The organism is Psychrobacter sp. DAB_AL43B, from assembly GCF_900168255.1.
In the GTDB taxonomy this organism is placed as follows: domain Bacteria; phylum Pseudomonadota; class Gammaproteobacteria; order Pseudomonadales; family Moraxellaceae; genus Psychrobacter.
On record NZ_LT799838.1, the window covers coordinates 3,192,127 to 3,207,249 of the forward strand.

Consider the following 15,123-nt stretch of genomic DNA (forward strand, 5'->3'; position numbering starts at 1 on the left):
CAACTATAGTAAGTGGTTAAGCTTTCTGTCTTTAAATCTATCATTACATCAGCTAAGCTAAATTAGTTAAGGTAACAAGTAACAGAACGTAGATTTTGTTAACAATCGCCAAAGTCAGTCTACAACTACGTTCTTAAATAATTTTAATTAAAAATACTAATAATTAGGTATGTGTTTGCTAAAAGTAAAAATGCTCATATTTAGCAGCATGCATTACTTAATCGCTTATACATGATTATTCAAGGAGGACAGGATGAATCCAATGTTTACATCGTTCAACGGTTATCTTGGTGGCCCTATAGGTTCCATCATCGGCGCTATTTTGATTTTCATCATTGGCTGGCTGGTTGCCCTCGGTATTGCTGCGCTTGTGCGCGGTGTGTTATCTAAAGTCAATCTCAACCAGCGTATGAATTCTTCAACCGGTAAAAGCTACGATCTAGAGGGCATTATCTCGAAGATTGTATTTTGGTTTATCTTCATCATTGCTATTTCAGGCGCGCTTAGCCAATTAAATCTAAATTCTATTTCGACACCGTTTGCGAATATGGTCAATCAAGTATTGGCATTTATTCCTAATCTCATTGGCGCAATTGCTGTTGGTGTAATCGGTTGGGTTATTGCAACCGTTGCACGTACCGCTATCAATGCTGGACTCGCCAAAACAACGATGGATGAGCGTTTAAGTGCTCATGCGGGCGTGAAACCTATGAGCAGCACTATTGCTGACATCGTTTATTGGTTTATCTTACTGATAGTACTAACGATGGTACTAGGTCAGTTAGAGCTTGATGGTTTGTTTGCTCCTTTAAGTATCATGGTCAGCCAAATATTTGACGCAATTCCCAATATCTTGAAAGCTGGGATCATACTGCTGATTGGTTATGTTATCGCTAAAGTCGTGCGTGGCATCGTTACCAACTTAGTGGCAACGTTTGACGTACAAGCATTGGCTTCAAAAGCCGGCTTAAATGATCAAAACAAATTACCTAATATAGCAGGGTCTTTAGCCTTTTTAGTCATCATTATCCCTACTATCATCGCAGCCTTAGAAGCGTTGAAGATCGAAGTCATTGCTCGTCCTGCAACCAACATGCTTAATAAAATCACTGCAGCGTTGCCTAATATTCTTATGGCGATAGCAATTTTAGTAGTGACTTACTATATCATGCGTATGGTCGCTAACATTATTAAAGGCTTAATTGAAAACACTCAGATCAATCAATTACCCGCCAAAGTTGGTCTTCAAGATGCTATGGGTAATCAGAGAGTTTCTGACTTAGTCGGCTATGCAATTATTTTCTTTGCGATGTTGTTTGCCTCTATCGCAGCAGCTGACTTACTAGGTTTTGAGCCTATCTCAGCAATCATTACAATGTTTATCGCTTTCGGTGCCAATATCATCCTAGGCGCGATCATCCTGTTTATTGGTTTCTGGCTTGCCAACATCATTGCTGGTGTCGTCGAGCGTTCTGAACAAGGTTCGCAATTCCTAGCAAATATCGTTCGTGTACTAATCATGGGCTTAGTACTTGCCATGGGTCTAAAAGCAATGGGTATTGCTGATTCTATTGTTAACCTAGCATTTGGTCTAACCCTAGGTGCGGTGGCGGTTGCATTTGCCCTATCGTTTGGTCTTGGTGGTCAAGAAGCAGCAGCACGCTTCCTACGCAAAATGCAGGACAAAATGGACAGAGAACGTGACGAAGCAAAAGCGAAATCTGCTTTAAATCCGAGTTCATCGACTCAAGATAAATTTGCGTCTTCGGTTCGTGAGAACACACCGAGCGCGGCGACAAATAGCACTCCTGTAGCAACTACGAAGCCAGTAGCAACTACCACTCCTGTAGTAGGTACAGATCTTGATAACCCTAATACAAGTACTCCTACTCAATTAGGTTCAGATTCACGTACTTCTAATCATTTAGGTTCAGATACGGTTGATGTCACACATATCGAAACTGACGACAATAGTAATAATTTCACCACCGGTAGTGGTTTTACTAACAAAGATGATGATGACAATTTAAAATAACTCCTCATTATTAATTTATTTTGCACAAAAGAAAGACAGCTCAGGCTGTCTTTTTTTATGGTTGATGATTCATATTTTATTTAGAATTCACCATTGCGTGCTGGGATAGAGACATTTATCTGAAGCCATGGTAATTCATTAACTTATAGATTTTTCTTAGGCTCCTGAATTATTTGCCTAGCTTTTGAATTCTCTGGTTCATCCAGACTGTGATGAGAGCGCTGATCATGATTCTGACTTTGCTGATGTAAGCGCTGTATTTGCTTGGTCAGCTGACGTTCGCGTTGGGTCATAGCAGCTACTGGCTGAATCCATAGATCAATATCAATGAAAGTATCTTCAGCTTCAGTTATAAAATCGATACCCAGCACAATGATATGATGAAGCTCAGCAACTGGTAAACGTGTGGCAACGTCTTGCGCAATTTTTGACAGATTTGGTTGAATAGTCGCCTTGCTATGCTGCCCTTCTGACTCCTGTCCATAAAATATCAGCACATAATGCCGACCTAAAAAATCAGACACAGTCCCAACCTTTTGGTATCAAATAAATATGGCATAGTGTACGTTGCAACTTACACACATCATGCTATCGTGATTGTCATTGCCGCACTACTTAGCGAAAAATCAAACTATATAAGAACAATTATACACAGTCGCTTTCATAGCAGTGGCTTGTTATGATGATATAAAAGCCGTAGCGCTGGCATATCGATTTATAGATTATAAAATGTCTAAAAATTGTTTATCAATTTTACTTATTTAATGACTATCGTATGATAATAAGGACAGAACATCATGAAACGCTTTAAAGAAAAAACCGTTATCATAACAGGTGCAGATTCAGATATTGGTCGTGCAACGGCTACTAGGTTCGCAAGAGAAGGCGCTAATTGCATACTGGTCGGCATTAATCATGACCTGTTAGAGTATATCTACAAGGAGCTTCCGCAAGATCACACATGGATCAATACAGGTAACCACCTTACAATAACCAGTGATGTTAATGATCCAACCCAAATTGTAAGATTAATAGAGCATGTGCTCGAGAAATATGAGCATATTGATGTGATGGTCAATATAGATACTGCCGTTGGTATTCATCAATCAGTCATTCCATATTTAATAAAAACAAAAGGTAATATCGTTAATGTATCAACGCTAACTGCTATAGCAGCCGATTGGAATATTAATACCTATAAAGCTGAACAAAACAGCTTGACTGATACCACAAAGGCAATGGCATTAAAAAACGCACCAAATGGTGTGCGTATTAATGCAGTAGCTGCTGGCTTAGTGACAACGGATACCAGTTCAAATCCTTTTTTGACCCACTCTCCACTAGGAAAAACAGCGACACCTGTTGATATTACAGCCGCCATTATGTTTTTGGCCAGTGATGATGCAGCAATGATTACCGGTGTTAATCTGCCTGTCAATGGTGGTGTTAGCGCTTCTAGTTAATGGTTAACTGCACTTTTAAAATGCCTATAGGCTAGTAAATTGCTTATACCACATAGCATTGAACCAAACCCTTAGAATAAAGATCAAAACCCCTGATACATTCATATCAGGGGTTTTTATGTATAGATGCTTGTGAATGACTGTTTTAAAAATAATATTAACCAGCTAAATTATTAACGTCCTTTAATGGCTGCGACAGGCGCTCAGGATGTCTTGGCAAAACACCTTGATACTGAGCATATATTTTCGGCAAATCCGCTTCGATATTCCCGGTAGGATAAACCAAAGACATAAAACGTATTTCTTTGGTTTTATAGTCGAGCGCTACCGGCAAGATGGGCACACCAGCGCCCACGGCTAGATAGTAAAAACCAGTTTTCCAGTTTTTCGTGTACTCGCGTGTACCTTCTGGCGACAATCCTAAAAACAGTGGTTCACCAGTTTTGAATCGATCAATACTGGCTTGTAGGACTGAGCCTTTATTACTGCGATCAATAGGAACAACACCTATCCAATTCAACAGCTGTGCAAGTACTGGTATTTTAAATAACGTATGTTTGCCCATGATGCTGATTTTTAGGTCAAGAGCAAATAAACCGGGTATCGCATAAACACCATCGACATTCGACGTATGCGGAAGCGCTAACACAACTGCCTGTGGAATATTTGGAATCTCTCCAACCGTACGCCAACCTGCAGCTTTTAATAAAGCTGCAGCGATTACTGGGGCAACTTTATTACCACGTCTTGGCACTAAATTACCTAGCTGCTTTTTGCTAAGTCTTGGTAATATCTTAGAGCGCGTAGATTGAGCAGCAGCTTTAGAGCGATTAAAAAACTTTGATGTCATGACGGCACCATATAGTAAAAGATACTCGTATAATAACACTAAGCTTCTGCCACTAAGCTGGATTTTGCATGATTTTGTTATGTTATAGCTTACTTAATCATAAATATAAATAATGATAGCCGCTTGATAGTGGCTGTTCACTGATAGCACTTATGAGATGTCAGCTAGGTTGCCTTTGTTCTCAAGCCATGATTTGCGATCAGCAGCACGCTTCTTAGCCAACAGCATATCCATCACACTGTTGGTCAATATCATGTCATCCATATCCAGCTGTACTAAACGACGAGTATCACGGTTCATGGTGGTCTCACGTAGCTGCTCTGCACTCATCTCACCTAGGCCTTTAAAGCGTGTAATTTGAGCTTTTTTATTGCCAGGTACTTTTGCCAAAATGTGTTTTAGCTCAGGCTCATCTAACGCGTAATGCACCTCTTTACCCACGTCCACTCGGTATAAAGGTGGCATCGCCACAAATAAATGACCTGCATCTACCAATGCAGGGAAATGTTTAACGAATAAAGCGCAGATGAGCGTGGCAATATGCAGTCCATCGGAATCAGCATCTGCCAAAATGCATACCTTATCATAACGCAGCTCAGACAAATCATCGGAAGCCGGATCAACACCGATAGCGATAGCAATATCATGGATTTCTTGACTTGATAATACCGTGTCTGATGATACCTCCCAAGTGTTTAAAATCTTACCACGCAAGGGTAATATCGCTTGATAGTGGCGGTCGCGAGCTTGTTTAGCACTACCACCCGCAGAGTCCCCTTCTACCAAAAACAGTTCTGCTCCATCGCGTAAATCACCACGACAGTCAGCGAGCTTACCGGGCAAAGCGGGACCTTGAGTGATTTTTTTACGGGCTACTTTTTTAGCAGATTTAAGGCGGCGTCCCGCTTTATTGATGGCCAACTCTGCAATCTGTGCACCCAGATCGGCATGTTGATTTAACCACAAGCTAAAGGCATCTTTTGCCAACGTTTGTACCGCTCCAGCCGCTTCACGACTCGATAAACGCTCTTTGGTTTGTCCTGAAAACTGCGGCTCAGAAAATTTAAGCGACAAGATGTAATTAATCCCGTCCCACACATCTTCTGCGGTCAGCTTTACACTACGCGGTAGTAAATTATGAATATCACAAAACTCACGTAGCGCCTCTAAAATACCTGTACGCAGACCATTAACATGTGTGCCGCCCTGAGCCGTCGGGATAAGATTCACATAGCTTTCTTGAATCGGCGTACCGCCATCAGGCAACCAAGACAACGCAAAAGTAATACCAGCACGCTCGCCTTTCTTGGCATCATAATGATAATAAAAAGGCTCAGGCGGTAACGTCTCAAGACCGTCTAGCTGCTCATCTAAATATTCAACAACCCCATCAGTAAATTGCCAGACCACTTTTTCATTATTGATATCATCGATGAATTCAATCGTCAGCCCAGCTGCTAGCACCGCTTTGGCTTTTAAATTGTGTTTAAGTTGCTTCACATTAAACTTTGGCGTATCAAAAAAACTGCCGTCTGCCCAAAAGTGCACTTTGGTACCACGTTTACGTTTATTTGAGCTAATAGTCTCAGTTAGAGTCGTCACTGGCGCTCCGTTCTCAAACGCCATCTCAAACTGCGTACTATCACGCCATACTGTCACCTCAACTCGCGTTGATAAGGCATTGACGACGGAGATACCTACCCCATGTAAGCCGCCTGACACTTCATAATTAGAAGTTGAAAATTTACCACCTGCATGTAAGCGAGTTAAAATTAGCTCAATACCGGATTGATTAAATTCGGGATGAATATCGGTTGGCATACCACGGCCATCATCTTCAACCGATAACGAACCATCGCTATGTAATTGAACTTTGATAATTTTGGCATAACCACCCAACGCCTCATCAACTGAGTTATCAATCACTTCCTGTGCCAAATGATTAGGACGCGTAGTATCTGTATACATACCAGGACGACGACGTACCGGCTCAAGCCCTTCTAAAACTTCTAACGATTGCGCATTATATTGACTCACAAATGCATCCTTAACTATTCATGTATGGTTAATTCTATTGAACCATTATAACCAAAAATCGCGACATTAACGGTAATAGTCAGTCGCTTACGTCATATAATGTCGTCTAGTTAATCCTGTACTAACTGCCCTAACCTATTAATCACCATTGGTAATTGCTCAGCAAAGTCACTAAACCTGTGATCGCCACCAGCTTGTACGTTTACCGTCGCTCCCTGCTCTTTATAAAACTGTTTAGACAGCTCAGGGTTTAATAGTTCATCACCTTCTTTGATTAGTACAGAGACTTTATTAGGATAATGAACGTTTAATAACTGATGCGCTTCAAACCATTGCAAATCTGAGTGTGTGATTGCCCAACCTCCTGTCGTGGTATAAAAAATTCGATTTCCAGACGCTGCTTCTTCGCTTTGACTATCTAGAACTAATTTATCGGCAAAGCGCTGTAAAGTAACGTGTGGCTGAGTACTAGGGTTCAATAATAGCGCCGGACAGCCTGTATGGTTGCTAACTAAGGTGGAAAAATATCCACCTAACGAGCTACCTACTAATACCGTTTGAGTAGATTCAAACTGCGCATCTTCAACATTATTATTCAAACTTTCTACTAATGATAATATTTGGCTAAAAACTTGGCTTGGCGATTTATTTAAATCCGGACGTAATACATTAATATCAGGATGGTTTTGCTGACAATAGCGTTCTAGCAACACTCCTTTGGTAGAGTTGGCATCACTATCTAATCCATGAATATAAATAATGTTCACGTATAATCTCACTTATTAATTTTGTTATGATCGTTAAATATAGACGATTAGAGTTGAGCATAGCACCCGCTCAAAGAAAATAGTAACAATTAAACGGCACACTATTATTCACTAGTTACGACATAATAGATTTATGCAGGTCAAAGGAATGACAATAATAGCGATGGAGTCGCCATGAATCAGCAGTTTGAACTGTTCGAGATTGCCAATCCCTGTATTGGTGTTTGTCAAAGCAATAAAAAAGGCTATTGCTTTGGTTGCCTGCGCAGTCGCCCTGAGCGTCAGTTATGGCATGAGATGACGACAGAGCAACGTCGTGAAGTGCTACGGCTCATAGTTGGTCGTAAGCAACGCATTGAGCAGATTAGACAGCGTAAAGGGGAGCAGTTGGGGTTTGATTTTGAAGAGGTGGGTGAGTTGTTTTGAAAATATTTAAGGCAATTGGATTTTTTTAGCTATTTTTTTTCTTCGATTTCTACTGACTGTCCAACATAGTATGCAGATTCCCAGAAAATAGCATCCCCACTAGGATATCCTTTTTTATGATCCATAAGACTTTCAGTCTGTGATTCAAATATAGTAAATCGATATTTTCTAGATACATTGGCTCTCGGAGTATTTGTTTCTATAACAATCTCCAAAAGGTAATCACCTGAAAACCATTTAAAATTACTTTCTAATAAATTATAAAACGGTTCAACTACTTCAGATGGAGCCTCTACACGATTCTTTTCTCCAGACTCATCTATTCGACGTGAGATTTCGTTCTTAAGTTTAATTTCTGCTTCTCGGTATAATTTTTCATCACTTCTATCAAAGTAATTAAGAAAGCTTACCAAATGACTCCATTCGGTTTAAGGTTTTAAATCAAAACTTGTTAGTAATACCAGTTGATTATCTTTTTGATTTGCAACATAAGTTTGAGCAGGTAAAGACATAACTTTTTTGTTATCCCTTAATATAACTGCATTCATCTTTTTTACACGGATAACTCGTCCGCCAATATTGCGTAATATAAGATGGATTTGTAGGTTAGGATTACCGACTTTATGCGTAATAAATATTCTAGAATACACTTCTAAATCTAGTTTAGCTCTACGTAGAAGAATATGGATAGGCGGCATTTGAGAAAGTATCAAGGCTAAGAGAGCAAAAAAAGCAGACCAAAATTTCCAATCTGTAATAATGTGATTAAAAGTCATTGTATAAATATCTCTCTGCTTACAATATTAATAGCTAAGTTGGAAAGATTTTCAAAAAATTAATTTTCAAAAAATAAGTATAATATATTTAATACGTTTTATGTAACACTCTATATCCTCGGATACTATTGCGATGTAAATACTTGAGAAGCGATTTTTCAGCTTCTTCACGTGCATCATGGAGATTTGCAGTCAATTCATCATCGAGATTACTAGATGGATACATTGCTTTTTGCGCATCGATTATTATTGGTAACTCAGGTGAGGAAACATAATTTTCATCATGTATTAATTCTAGGTAAAAAATCACAAGATTTAATGATTCAGCTATCAAGCGATCAAATGGTAAAAATTTTTCATATGCTTTGGATCCAATTAATATCCTCAAATCGAGTTTAGCAAGGCTATAATTTTCTTGAATATCAATAAACTTGTCTATGCGTAAATTATATACCTTACTTTCGTTTCTGCTCCAACGCTCCAGTTCCGTAGAATGAAGAACTTCCTCTTGAGTGAAGTGACGTTCTTCGCTTCGATAGGTAGGATCTCGTAAACTAACAGCAGCTTTAGAAATAATATGACTTTCCTTGACAAGTTTTTTTGTCGCTATATATACTTCTTTACCTACGAGATCTCTTTTCCAAGCTCTTATTCCATAGACTCCTACAACAATTGCAACTAATGCAGCTAGCCCAAGCAATATTTCTTTAGATAATGTTATCCATGCAATAAGTTCTGGACTAGGCATTTTCTTTCCCTATATAAAAATAGTTGGTCAATACTTAAAATTTAAATTTTAATAGACTTTAACCTAAAATTCATTATATCAACTAAGAAGAATTTAAGATAACTTTGAAATATTAATTCAAAAATAATAACTAATTTTAATAATCAAAGAAATCCCGCACAAAGAAAACCCCCTTCTGCTAACGCAGAAGGGGGTTTTCTAGGAATAGAGAGCTGACGATGACCTACTCTCACATGGGCGGACCCACACTACCATTGGCGCGACGATGTTTCACTTCTGAGTTCGGGAAGGGATCAGGTGGGGCCATCGTGCTATTGTCGTCAGCAAAGGGGGTTAGATATGAGTCTGTTATTTTTATTGTTTGACGTCAAGATATTATCTATTGGTCGATCAACTTGTAACCTAACTGAATCAAGGTTAAAGGTGATATCGAAATATTACTTTCTATGTTATAGCATAAAGCTATACAAGATAGATTAATTAGAGCTTTCATACAAACCACTTGGGTGTTGTATGGTCAAGCCAAACGAGCAATTAGTACAGGTTAGCTACACACATCGCTGTGCTTCCACACCCTGCCTATCAACGTCGTAGTCTTCAACGGCTCTTTAGGGAAATCTTATCTTGAGGTGGGCTTCCCGCTTAGATGCTTTCAGCGGTTATCCCATCCGAACGTAGCTACCGGGCAATGCCACTGGCGTGACAACCCGAACACCAGAGGTTCGTCCACTCTGGTCCTCTCGTACTAGGAGCAGATCCTCTCAAATTTCCAACGCCCACGGTAGATAGGGACCGAACTGTCTCACGACGTTCTAAACCCAGCTCGCGTACCTCTTTAAATGGCGAACAGCCATACCCTTAGGACCTGCTTCAGCCCTAGGATGAGATGAGCCGACATCGAGGTGCCAAACACCGCCGTCGATATGAACTCTTGGGCGGTATCAGCCTGTTATCCCCAGAGTACCTTTTATCCGTTGAGCGATGGCCCTTCCATACAGAACCACCGGATCACTAAGACCTACTTTCGTACCTGCTCGACTTGTGGGTCTCGCAGTTAAGCGCGCTTTTGCCTTTATACTCTATGAACGATTTCCGACCGTTCTGAGCGCACCTTCGTACTCCTCCGTTACTCTTTAGGAGGAGACCGCCCCAGTCAAACTACCCACCATACATTGTCCTCGGTATTGTTATACCTGAGTTAGAACCCCGACATGACCAGGGTGGTATTTCAAGATTGGCTCCACAAACACTAGCGTGTCTGCTTCAAAGCCTCCCACCTATCCTGCACAAGTCAGGTCAAAGTTCAATGTAAAGCTGTAGTAAAGGTTCACGGGGTCTTTCCGTCTAGCCGCGGGTACACAGCATCTTCACTGCGATTTCGATTTCACTGAGTCTCTGCTGGAGACAGCGCTGCCATCATTATGCCATTCGTGCAGGTCAGAACTTACCTGACAAGGAATTTCGCTACCTTAGGACCGTTATAGTTACGGCCGCCGTTTACTGGGGCTTCGATCAAGAGCTTCGCTTACGCTAACCCCATCAATTAACCTTCCAGCACCGGGCAGGCATCACACCCTATACGTCCACTTTCGTGTTTGCAGAGTGCTGTGTTTTTAATAAACAGTTGCAGCAGCCTGGTATCTGCGACTGCCAACAGCTCAAGGAGCAAGTCCTATCACCATCGGCAGCGTACCTTCTCCCGAAGTTACGGTACCATTTTGCCTAGTTCCTTCAGCAGAGTTCTCTCAAGCGCCTTGGTATTCTCTACCTGATCACCTGTGTCGGTTTAGGGTACGATTCGTTTATAACTATTGCTTAGAAGCTTTTCCTGGAAGCATGGTATTTGCCACTTCGCTGTACAAGTACAGCTTGCTATCAGATCTCAGTATAATGACAGTCCGGATTTGCCTAAACTGTCTACCTACATCCTTCCACCTGGACAACCAACGCCAGGCTGGCATAACCTACTCCGTCCCTCCATCGCATTATAAACAAGTATTGGAATATTAACCAATTTCCCATCGACTACGCCTTTCGGCCTCGCCTTAGGGGTCGACTCACCCAGCCCCGATTAACGTTGGACTGGAACCCTTGATCTTCCGGCGTGCGAGCTTTTCACTCGCATTATCGTTACTCACGTCAGCATTCGCTCTTGTGATACCTCCAGCATGCCTTACGACACACCTTCACAGGCTTACACAACGCTCCCCTACCACTTGAAAACAAATTCAAATCCGCAGCTTCGGCTCCTAGTTTGAGCCCCGTTACATCTTCCGCGCAGGCCGACTCGACTAGTGAGCTATTACGCTTTCTTTAAAGGATGGCTGCTTCTAAGCCAACCTCCTAGCTGTCTATGCCTTCCCACCTCGTTTCCCACTTAACTAGGAATTTGGGGCCTTAGCTGGCGGTCTGGGTTGTTTCCCTCTCCACAATGGACGTTAGCACCCACTGTGTGTCTCCCGGATATCACTCATCGGTATTCGGAGTTTGCATCGGTTTGGTAAGTCGGTATGACCCCCTAGCCGAAACAGTGCTCTACCCCCAATGGTGTTCGTCCGAGGCGCTACCTAAATAGCTTTCGGGGAGAACCAGCTATCACCGAGTTTGATTAGCCTTTCACCCCTATCCACAAGTCATCCCCTGGCTTTTCAACGACAGTGGGTTCGGTCCTCCGGTGCCTGTTACGGCACTTTCAACCTGCTCATGGATAGATCACTCGGTTTCGGGTCTATGCCCTGCAACTAAACGCCCTATTAAGACTCGGTTTCCCTACGGCTCCCCTAAACGGTTAACCTTGCTACAGAACATAAGTCGCTGACCCATTATACAAAAGGTACGCGGTCACCCTAATAAATTAAGGCTCCCACTGCTTGTACGCACACGGTTTCAGGTTCTATTTCACTCCCCTCACAGGGGTTCTTTTCGCCTTTCCCTCACGGTACTGGTTCACTATCGGTCAGTCAGGAGTATTTAGCCTTGGAGGATGGTCCCCCCATCTTCAGACAGGATTTCTCGTGTCCCGCCCTACTTAATATGTTAACGCTAATGTTTCGAATACAGGACTATCACCTACTACGGTCAGCTTTCCCACGCTGTTCTTCTACATTAGCATTAATCGGCTTCTCCCCGTTCGCTCGCCGCTACTTGGGGAATCTCATTTGATGTCTATTCCTAAGGGTACTGAGATGTTTCACTTCCCCTCGTTCGCTTCTTGTACAAGTACAAGATACCTACCTTATGGTAGGTGGGTTTCCCCATTCAGAAATCTCCGGATCACAGGATATTGCCGCCTCCCCGAAGCTTATCGCAGGCTGTCACGTCTTTCATCGCCTCTGACTGCCAAGGCATCCACCATGTGCGCTTCATTACTTGACCATACAACCCCAAGTAGTCTTGATCTATAAATAGATCTTAACTTCTAAGTGCTATATAAGTCTAATTATGATAACGATATCACCTATGTTTATACGCTTGATTCAGTTCTCTTTACTTTTTTAATAACTCACTACTGGGATAACAACTGATGTCGTTAAGTAGTGAGTTATTAAGGTTAGGAACAACGCGTGAACACGTGTTCCTAACCCAGACTCATATCTATGTTTTTAAATAGTTTCTATGCTCTCATCGAGTCACAGATTCTGTATAAAACAGAAGTAAATAATCAGTTACAATCATTTAATTCTGTTTATGCTTATTTTATATATTTACTATCGTATTTATTATGGTGGAGCCAAACGGAGTCGAACCGTTGACCTCCTGCGTGCAAGGCAGGCGCTCTACCAACTGAGCTATGGCCCCGTATATAATAATGGTAGGCCTGGGCAGACTTGAACTGCCGACCCCCGCGTTATCAACACGGTGCTCTAACCAGCTGAGCTACAGGCCTGTGTCTGCCTGTAAAGGCAAAGCGCTAATAATAAATACTAGCTAAACTAAAGAACAACTTGTTGTGAATTCTTGCTGACCGAATGCGTCTATAAGGAGGTGATCCAGCCGCAGGTTCCCCTACGGCTACCTTGTTACGACTTCACCCCAGTCATCAACCACACCGTGGTGAACGCCTTCCCGAAGGTTAAGCTATCCACTTCTGGTGCAATCAACTCCCATGGTGTGACGGGCGGTGTGTACAAGGCCCGGGAACGTATTCACCGCGGCATTCTGATCCGCGATTACTAGCGATTCCTACTTCATGGAGTCGAGTTGCAGACTCCAATCCGGACTACGATAGGCTTTTTGAGATTCGCATCACATCGCTGTGTAGCTGCCCTCTGTACCTACCATTGTAGCACGTGTGTAGCCCTGGTCGTAAGGGCCATGATGACTTGACGTCGTCCCCGCCTTCCTCCAGTTTGTCACTGGCAGTATCCTTAGAGTTCCCGGCTTAACCCGCTGGTAACTAAGGACAAGGGTTGCGCTCGTTGCGGGACTTAACCCAACATCTCACGACACGAGCTGACGACAGCCATGCAGCACCTGTATTCTAATTCCCGAAGGCACTCCCGCATCTCTGCAGGATTCTAGATATGTCAAGACCAGGTAAGGTTCTTCGCGTTGCATCGAATTAAACCACATGCTCCACCGCTTGTGCGGGCCCCCGTCAATTCATTTGAGTTTTAACCTTGCGGCCGTACTCCCCAGGCGGTCTACTTATTGCGTTAGCTGCGTCACTAAGTCCTCAAGGGACCCAACGACTAGTAGACATCGTTTACGGCGTGGACTACCAGGGTATCTAATCCTGTTTGCTACCCACGCTTTCGAGCCTCAGTGTCAGTATTATGCCAGAAGGCTGCCTTCGCCATCGGTATTCCTCCAGATCTCTACGCATTTCACCGCTACACCTGGAATTCTACCTTCCTCTCACATACTCTAGCTCAACAGTATCAGATGCAGTTCCCAGGTTGAGCCCGGGGATTTCACATCTGACTTATCGAGCCACCTACGCTCCCTTTACGCCCAGTAATTCCGATTAACGCTTGCACCCTCTGTATTACCGCGGCTGCTGGCACAGAGTTAGCCGGTGCTTATTCTGCAGCTAATGTCATCGTCCATGGGTATTAACCATGGAGTCTTCTTCACTGCTTAAAGTGCTTTACAACCAAAAGGCCTTCTTCACACACGCGGCATGGCTGGATCAGGGTTTCCCCCATTGTCCAATATTCCCCACTGCTGCCTCCCGTAGGAGTCCGGGCCGTGTCTCAGTCCCGGTGTGGCTGATCATCCTCTCAGACCAGCTACAGATCGTCGCCATGGTAGGCCTTTACCCCACCATCTAGCTAATCCGACTTAGGCTCATCTAATAGCGAGAGCAACAAGTTGCCCCCTTTCTCCCGTAGGTCGTATGCGGTATTAATTCGAGTTTCCCCGAGCTATCCCCCACTACTAGGTAGATTCCTAAGTATTACTCACCCGTCCGCCGCTCGTCATCTTCTAGCAAGCTAGAAATGTTACCGCTCGACTTGCATGTGTTAAGCCTGCCGCCAGCGTTCAATCTGAGCCATGATCAAACTCTTCAGTTTAATCTTGCTATGTAACCCTTTAAAGAGGCTACTAAACTTGGCTCATCTAATCTGGCAAAATCGCTAAAAATTATGTTCGTAATGAATTAACTTTGAGTTTTTTTACTGTCTTAAATGATAATTTTTATAGTTAGCATTCTCTCGAAAAGAGAGTCAACCAACTTTATTTTTATGCATTCTGAATCAGCAAAAATCCACACAAGTTGTTCTTTAGTTATGCTTTTAAATAGTATCACTCTACTGTCGTCCAGTAGATGATGTTCTTGCTAATCAGTCTAAGCCATTTGCTTATCTTGTTTAGCGAGCTGACTAGTATATCACAATGAAATAGTCTGTCAACCCTTTATTCTAATTCGTTTCAACGGGTTATCTGGGTTATAAGTTTGTTAACTTATTTGCCAGCTTCCTTTGCTGAGGTGCGTATTATAGACGCTTTTAATAGATTGTCAAGAACTTATTTTTTAATTGGTGTTAAAGTAAATGTAAACTCTAATGCCAATCTCGC

Annotated in this window: 10 protein-coding genes, 2 tRNA genes and 3 rRNA genes; 3 read left to right on the forward strand and 12 right to left on the reverse strand. The window is 42.4% G+C overall.

Annotated elements, in window-relative coordinates; translation table 11 throughout:
* Nucleotides 1-253: 253 nt before the first annotated feature.
* Complete coding sequence (locus DABAL43B_RS13605) at nt 254-2,035, forward strand: mechanosensitive ion channel (protein WP_079692888.1); 1,782 nt, start codon at nt 254-256, stop codon at nt 2,033-2,035.
* 143 nt (nt 2,036-2,178) lie between these two features.
* On the opposite strand, the gene DABAL43B_RS13610 is transcribed toward DABAL43B_RS13605, so the two are convergent.
* Nucleotides 2,179-2,559 carry a hypothetical protein gene (locus tag DABAL43B_RS13610; RefSeq protein ID WP_227516700.1) on the reverse strand — a complete coding sequence of 127 codons (381 nt, stop codon included), beginning with the start codon at nt 2,557-2,559 and terminating at the stop codon, nt 2,179-2,181.
* 273 nt (nt 2,560-2,832) lie between these two features.
* Here DABAL43B_RS13610 and DABAL43B_RS13615 point away from each other — a divergent pair, with 273 nt between their 5' ends.
* The gene (locus DABAL43B_RS13615; protein ID WP_079692889.1) at nt 2,833-3,498 is read left to right on the forward strand and encodes an SDR family NAD(P)-dependent oxidoreductase; all 666 of its coding nucleotides are present in this window, start codon (nt 2,833-2,835) and stop codon (nt 3,496-3,498) included.
* A 157-nt stretch (nt 3,499-3,655) separates the two neighbouring features.
* Here the strand turns inward: DABAL43B_RS13615 and DABAL43B_RS13620 are convergent, their stop codons facing one another.
* The 3 genes from DABAL43B_RS13620 to DABAL43B_RS13630 all read right to left on the reverse strand — a co-directional run bounded on the left by DABAL43B_RS13620 (nt 3,656) and on the right by DABAL43B_RS13630 (nt 7,152).
* Complete coding sequence (locus tag DABAL43B_RS13620) at nt 3,656-4,348, reverse strand: lysophospholipid acyltransferase family protein (protein WP_079692890.1); 693 nt, start codon at nt 4,346-4,348, stop codon at nt 3,656-3,658.
* A gap of 150 nt (nt 4,349-4,498) precedes the next feature.
* Nucleotides 4,499-6,385, reverse strand: a complete 1,887-nt coding sequence (gene parE, locus DABAL43B_RS13625) for a DNA topoisomerase IV subunit B (protein WP_079692891.1) — start codon at nt 6,383-6,385, stop codon at nt 4,499-4,501.
* A gap of 110 nt (nt 6,386-6,495) precedes the next feature.
* Nucleotides 6,496-7,152, reverse strand: coding sequence for a YqiA/YcfP family alpha/beta fold hydrolase (locus DABAL43B_RS13630; RefSeq protein ID WP_079692892.1), 657 nt, complete (start codon nt 7,150-7,152; stop codon nt 6,496-6,498).
* 174 nt (nt 7,153-7,326) lie between these two features.
* Between DABAL43B_RS13630 and DABAL43B_RS13635 the strand changes: the two genes are divergently transcribed.
* Nucleotides 7,327-7,578, forward strand: a complete 252-nt coding sequence (locus tag DABAL43B_RS13635) for a DUF1289 domain-containing protein (protein WP_079692893.1) — start codon at nt 7,327-7,329, stop codon at nt 7,576-7,578.
* Nucleotides 7,579-7,607: 29 nt separating this feature from the next.
* Here the strand turns inward: DABAL43B_RS13635 and DABAL43B_RS13640 are convergent, their stop codons facing one another.
* From DABAL43B_RS13640 to DABAL43B_RS13675, 8 genes are all read right to left on the reverse strand, one after another.
* Nucleotides 7,608-7,991 (reverse strand): hypothetical protein, encoded by a 384-nt coding sequence (locus DABAL43B_RS13640; protein ID WP_079692894.1) that lies wholly within the window; start codon nt 7,989-7,991, stop codon nt 7,608-7,610.
* Between the two features lie 15 nt (nt 7,992-8,006).
* Nucleotides 8,007-8,354, reverse strand: coding sequence for a hypothetical protein (locus tag DABAL43B_RS13645; RefSeq protein WP_079692895.1), 348 nt, complete (start codon nt 8,352-8,354; stop codon nt 8,007-8,009).
* 88 nt (nt 8,355-8,442) lie between these two features.
* On the reverse strand, nt 8,443-9,102 hold the full coding sequence (locus DABAL43B_RS13650; RefSeq protein WP_079692896.1) for a hypothetical protein: 660 nt from the start codon (nt 9,100-9,102) through the stop codon (nt 8,443-8,445).
* 210 nt (nt 9,103-9,312) lie between these two features.
* Nucleotides 9,313-9,427: ribosomal RNA gene (gene rrf, locus DABAL43B_RS13655) — 5S ribosomal RNA — on the reverse strand.
* A gap of 188 nt (nt 9,428-9,615) precedes the next feature.
* Nucleotides 9,616-12,477, reverse strand: a 23S ribosomal RNA gene (locus DABAL43B_RS13660).
* A 347-nt stretch (nt 12,478-12,824) separates the two neighbouring features.
* Nucleotides 12,825-12,900, reverse strand: a tRNA-Ala gene (locus DABAL43B_RS13665).
* A gap of 11 nt (nt 12,901-12,911) precedes the next feature.
* Nucleotides 12,912-12,988: transfer RNA gene (locus tag DABAL43B_RS13670), tRNA-Ile, on the reverse strand.
* 91 nt (nt 12,989-13,079) lie between these two features.
* Nucleotides 13,080-14,618 (reverse strand): 16S ribosomal RNA (locus DABAL43B_RS13675).
* The 16S, 23S and 5S rRNA genes sit together here with 2 tRNA genes alongside, the layout of an rRNA operon.
* Nucleotides 14,619-15,123 lie beyond the last annotated feature (505 nt).

Bases quoted from the DNA above. Each gene is read 5' to 3' on its own strand.
- DABAL43B_RS13605 (WP_079692888.1), top strand. From the start codon at position 254: ATGAATCCAATGTTTACATCGTTCAACGGTTATCTTGGTGGCCCTATA.
- DABAL43B_RS13615 (WP_079692889.1), top strand. From the start codon at position 2,833: ATGAAACGCTTTAAAGAAAAAACCGTTATCATAACAGGTGCAGATTCA.
- DABAL43B_RS13620 (WP_079692890.1), bottom strand. From the start codon at position 4,348: ATGACATCAAAGTTTTTTAATCGCTCTAAAGCTGCTGCTCAATCTACG.
- DABAL43B_RS13635 (WP_079692893.1), top strand. From the start codon at position 7,327: ATGAATCAGCAGTTTGAACTGTTCGAGATTGCCAATCCCTGTATTGGT.
- DABAL43B_RS13645 (WP_079692895.1), bottom strand. From the start codon at position 8,354: ATGACTTTTAATCACATTATTACAGATTGGAAATTTTGGTCTGCTTTT.
- DABAL43B_RS13650 (WP_079692896.1), bottom strand. From the start codon at position 9,102: ATGCCTAGTCCAGAACTTATTGCATGGATAACATTATCTAAAGAAATA.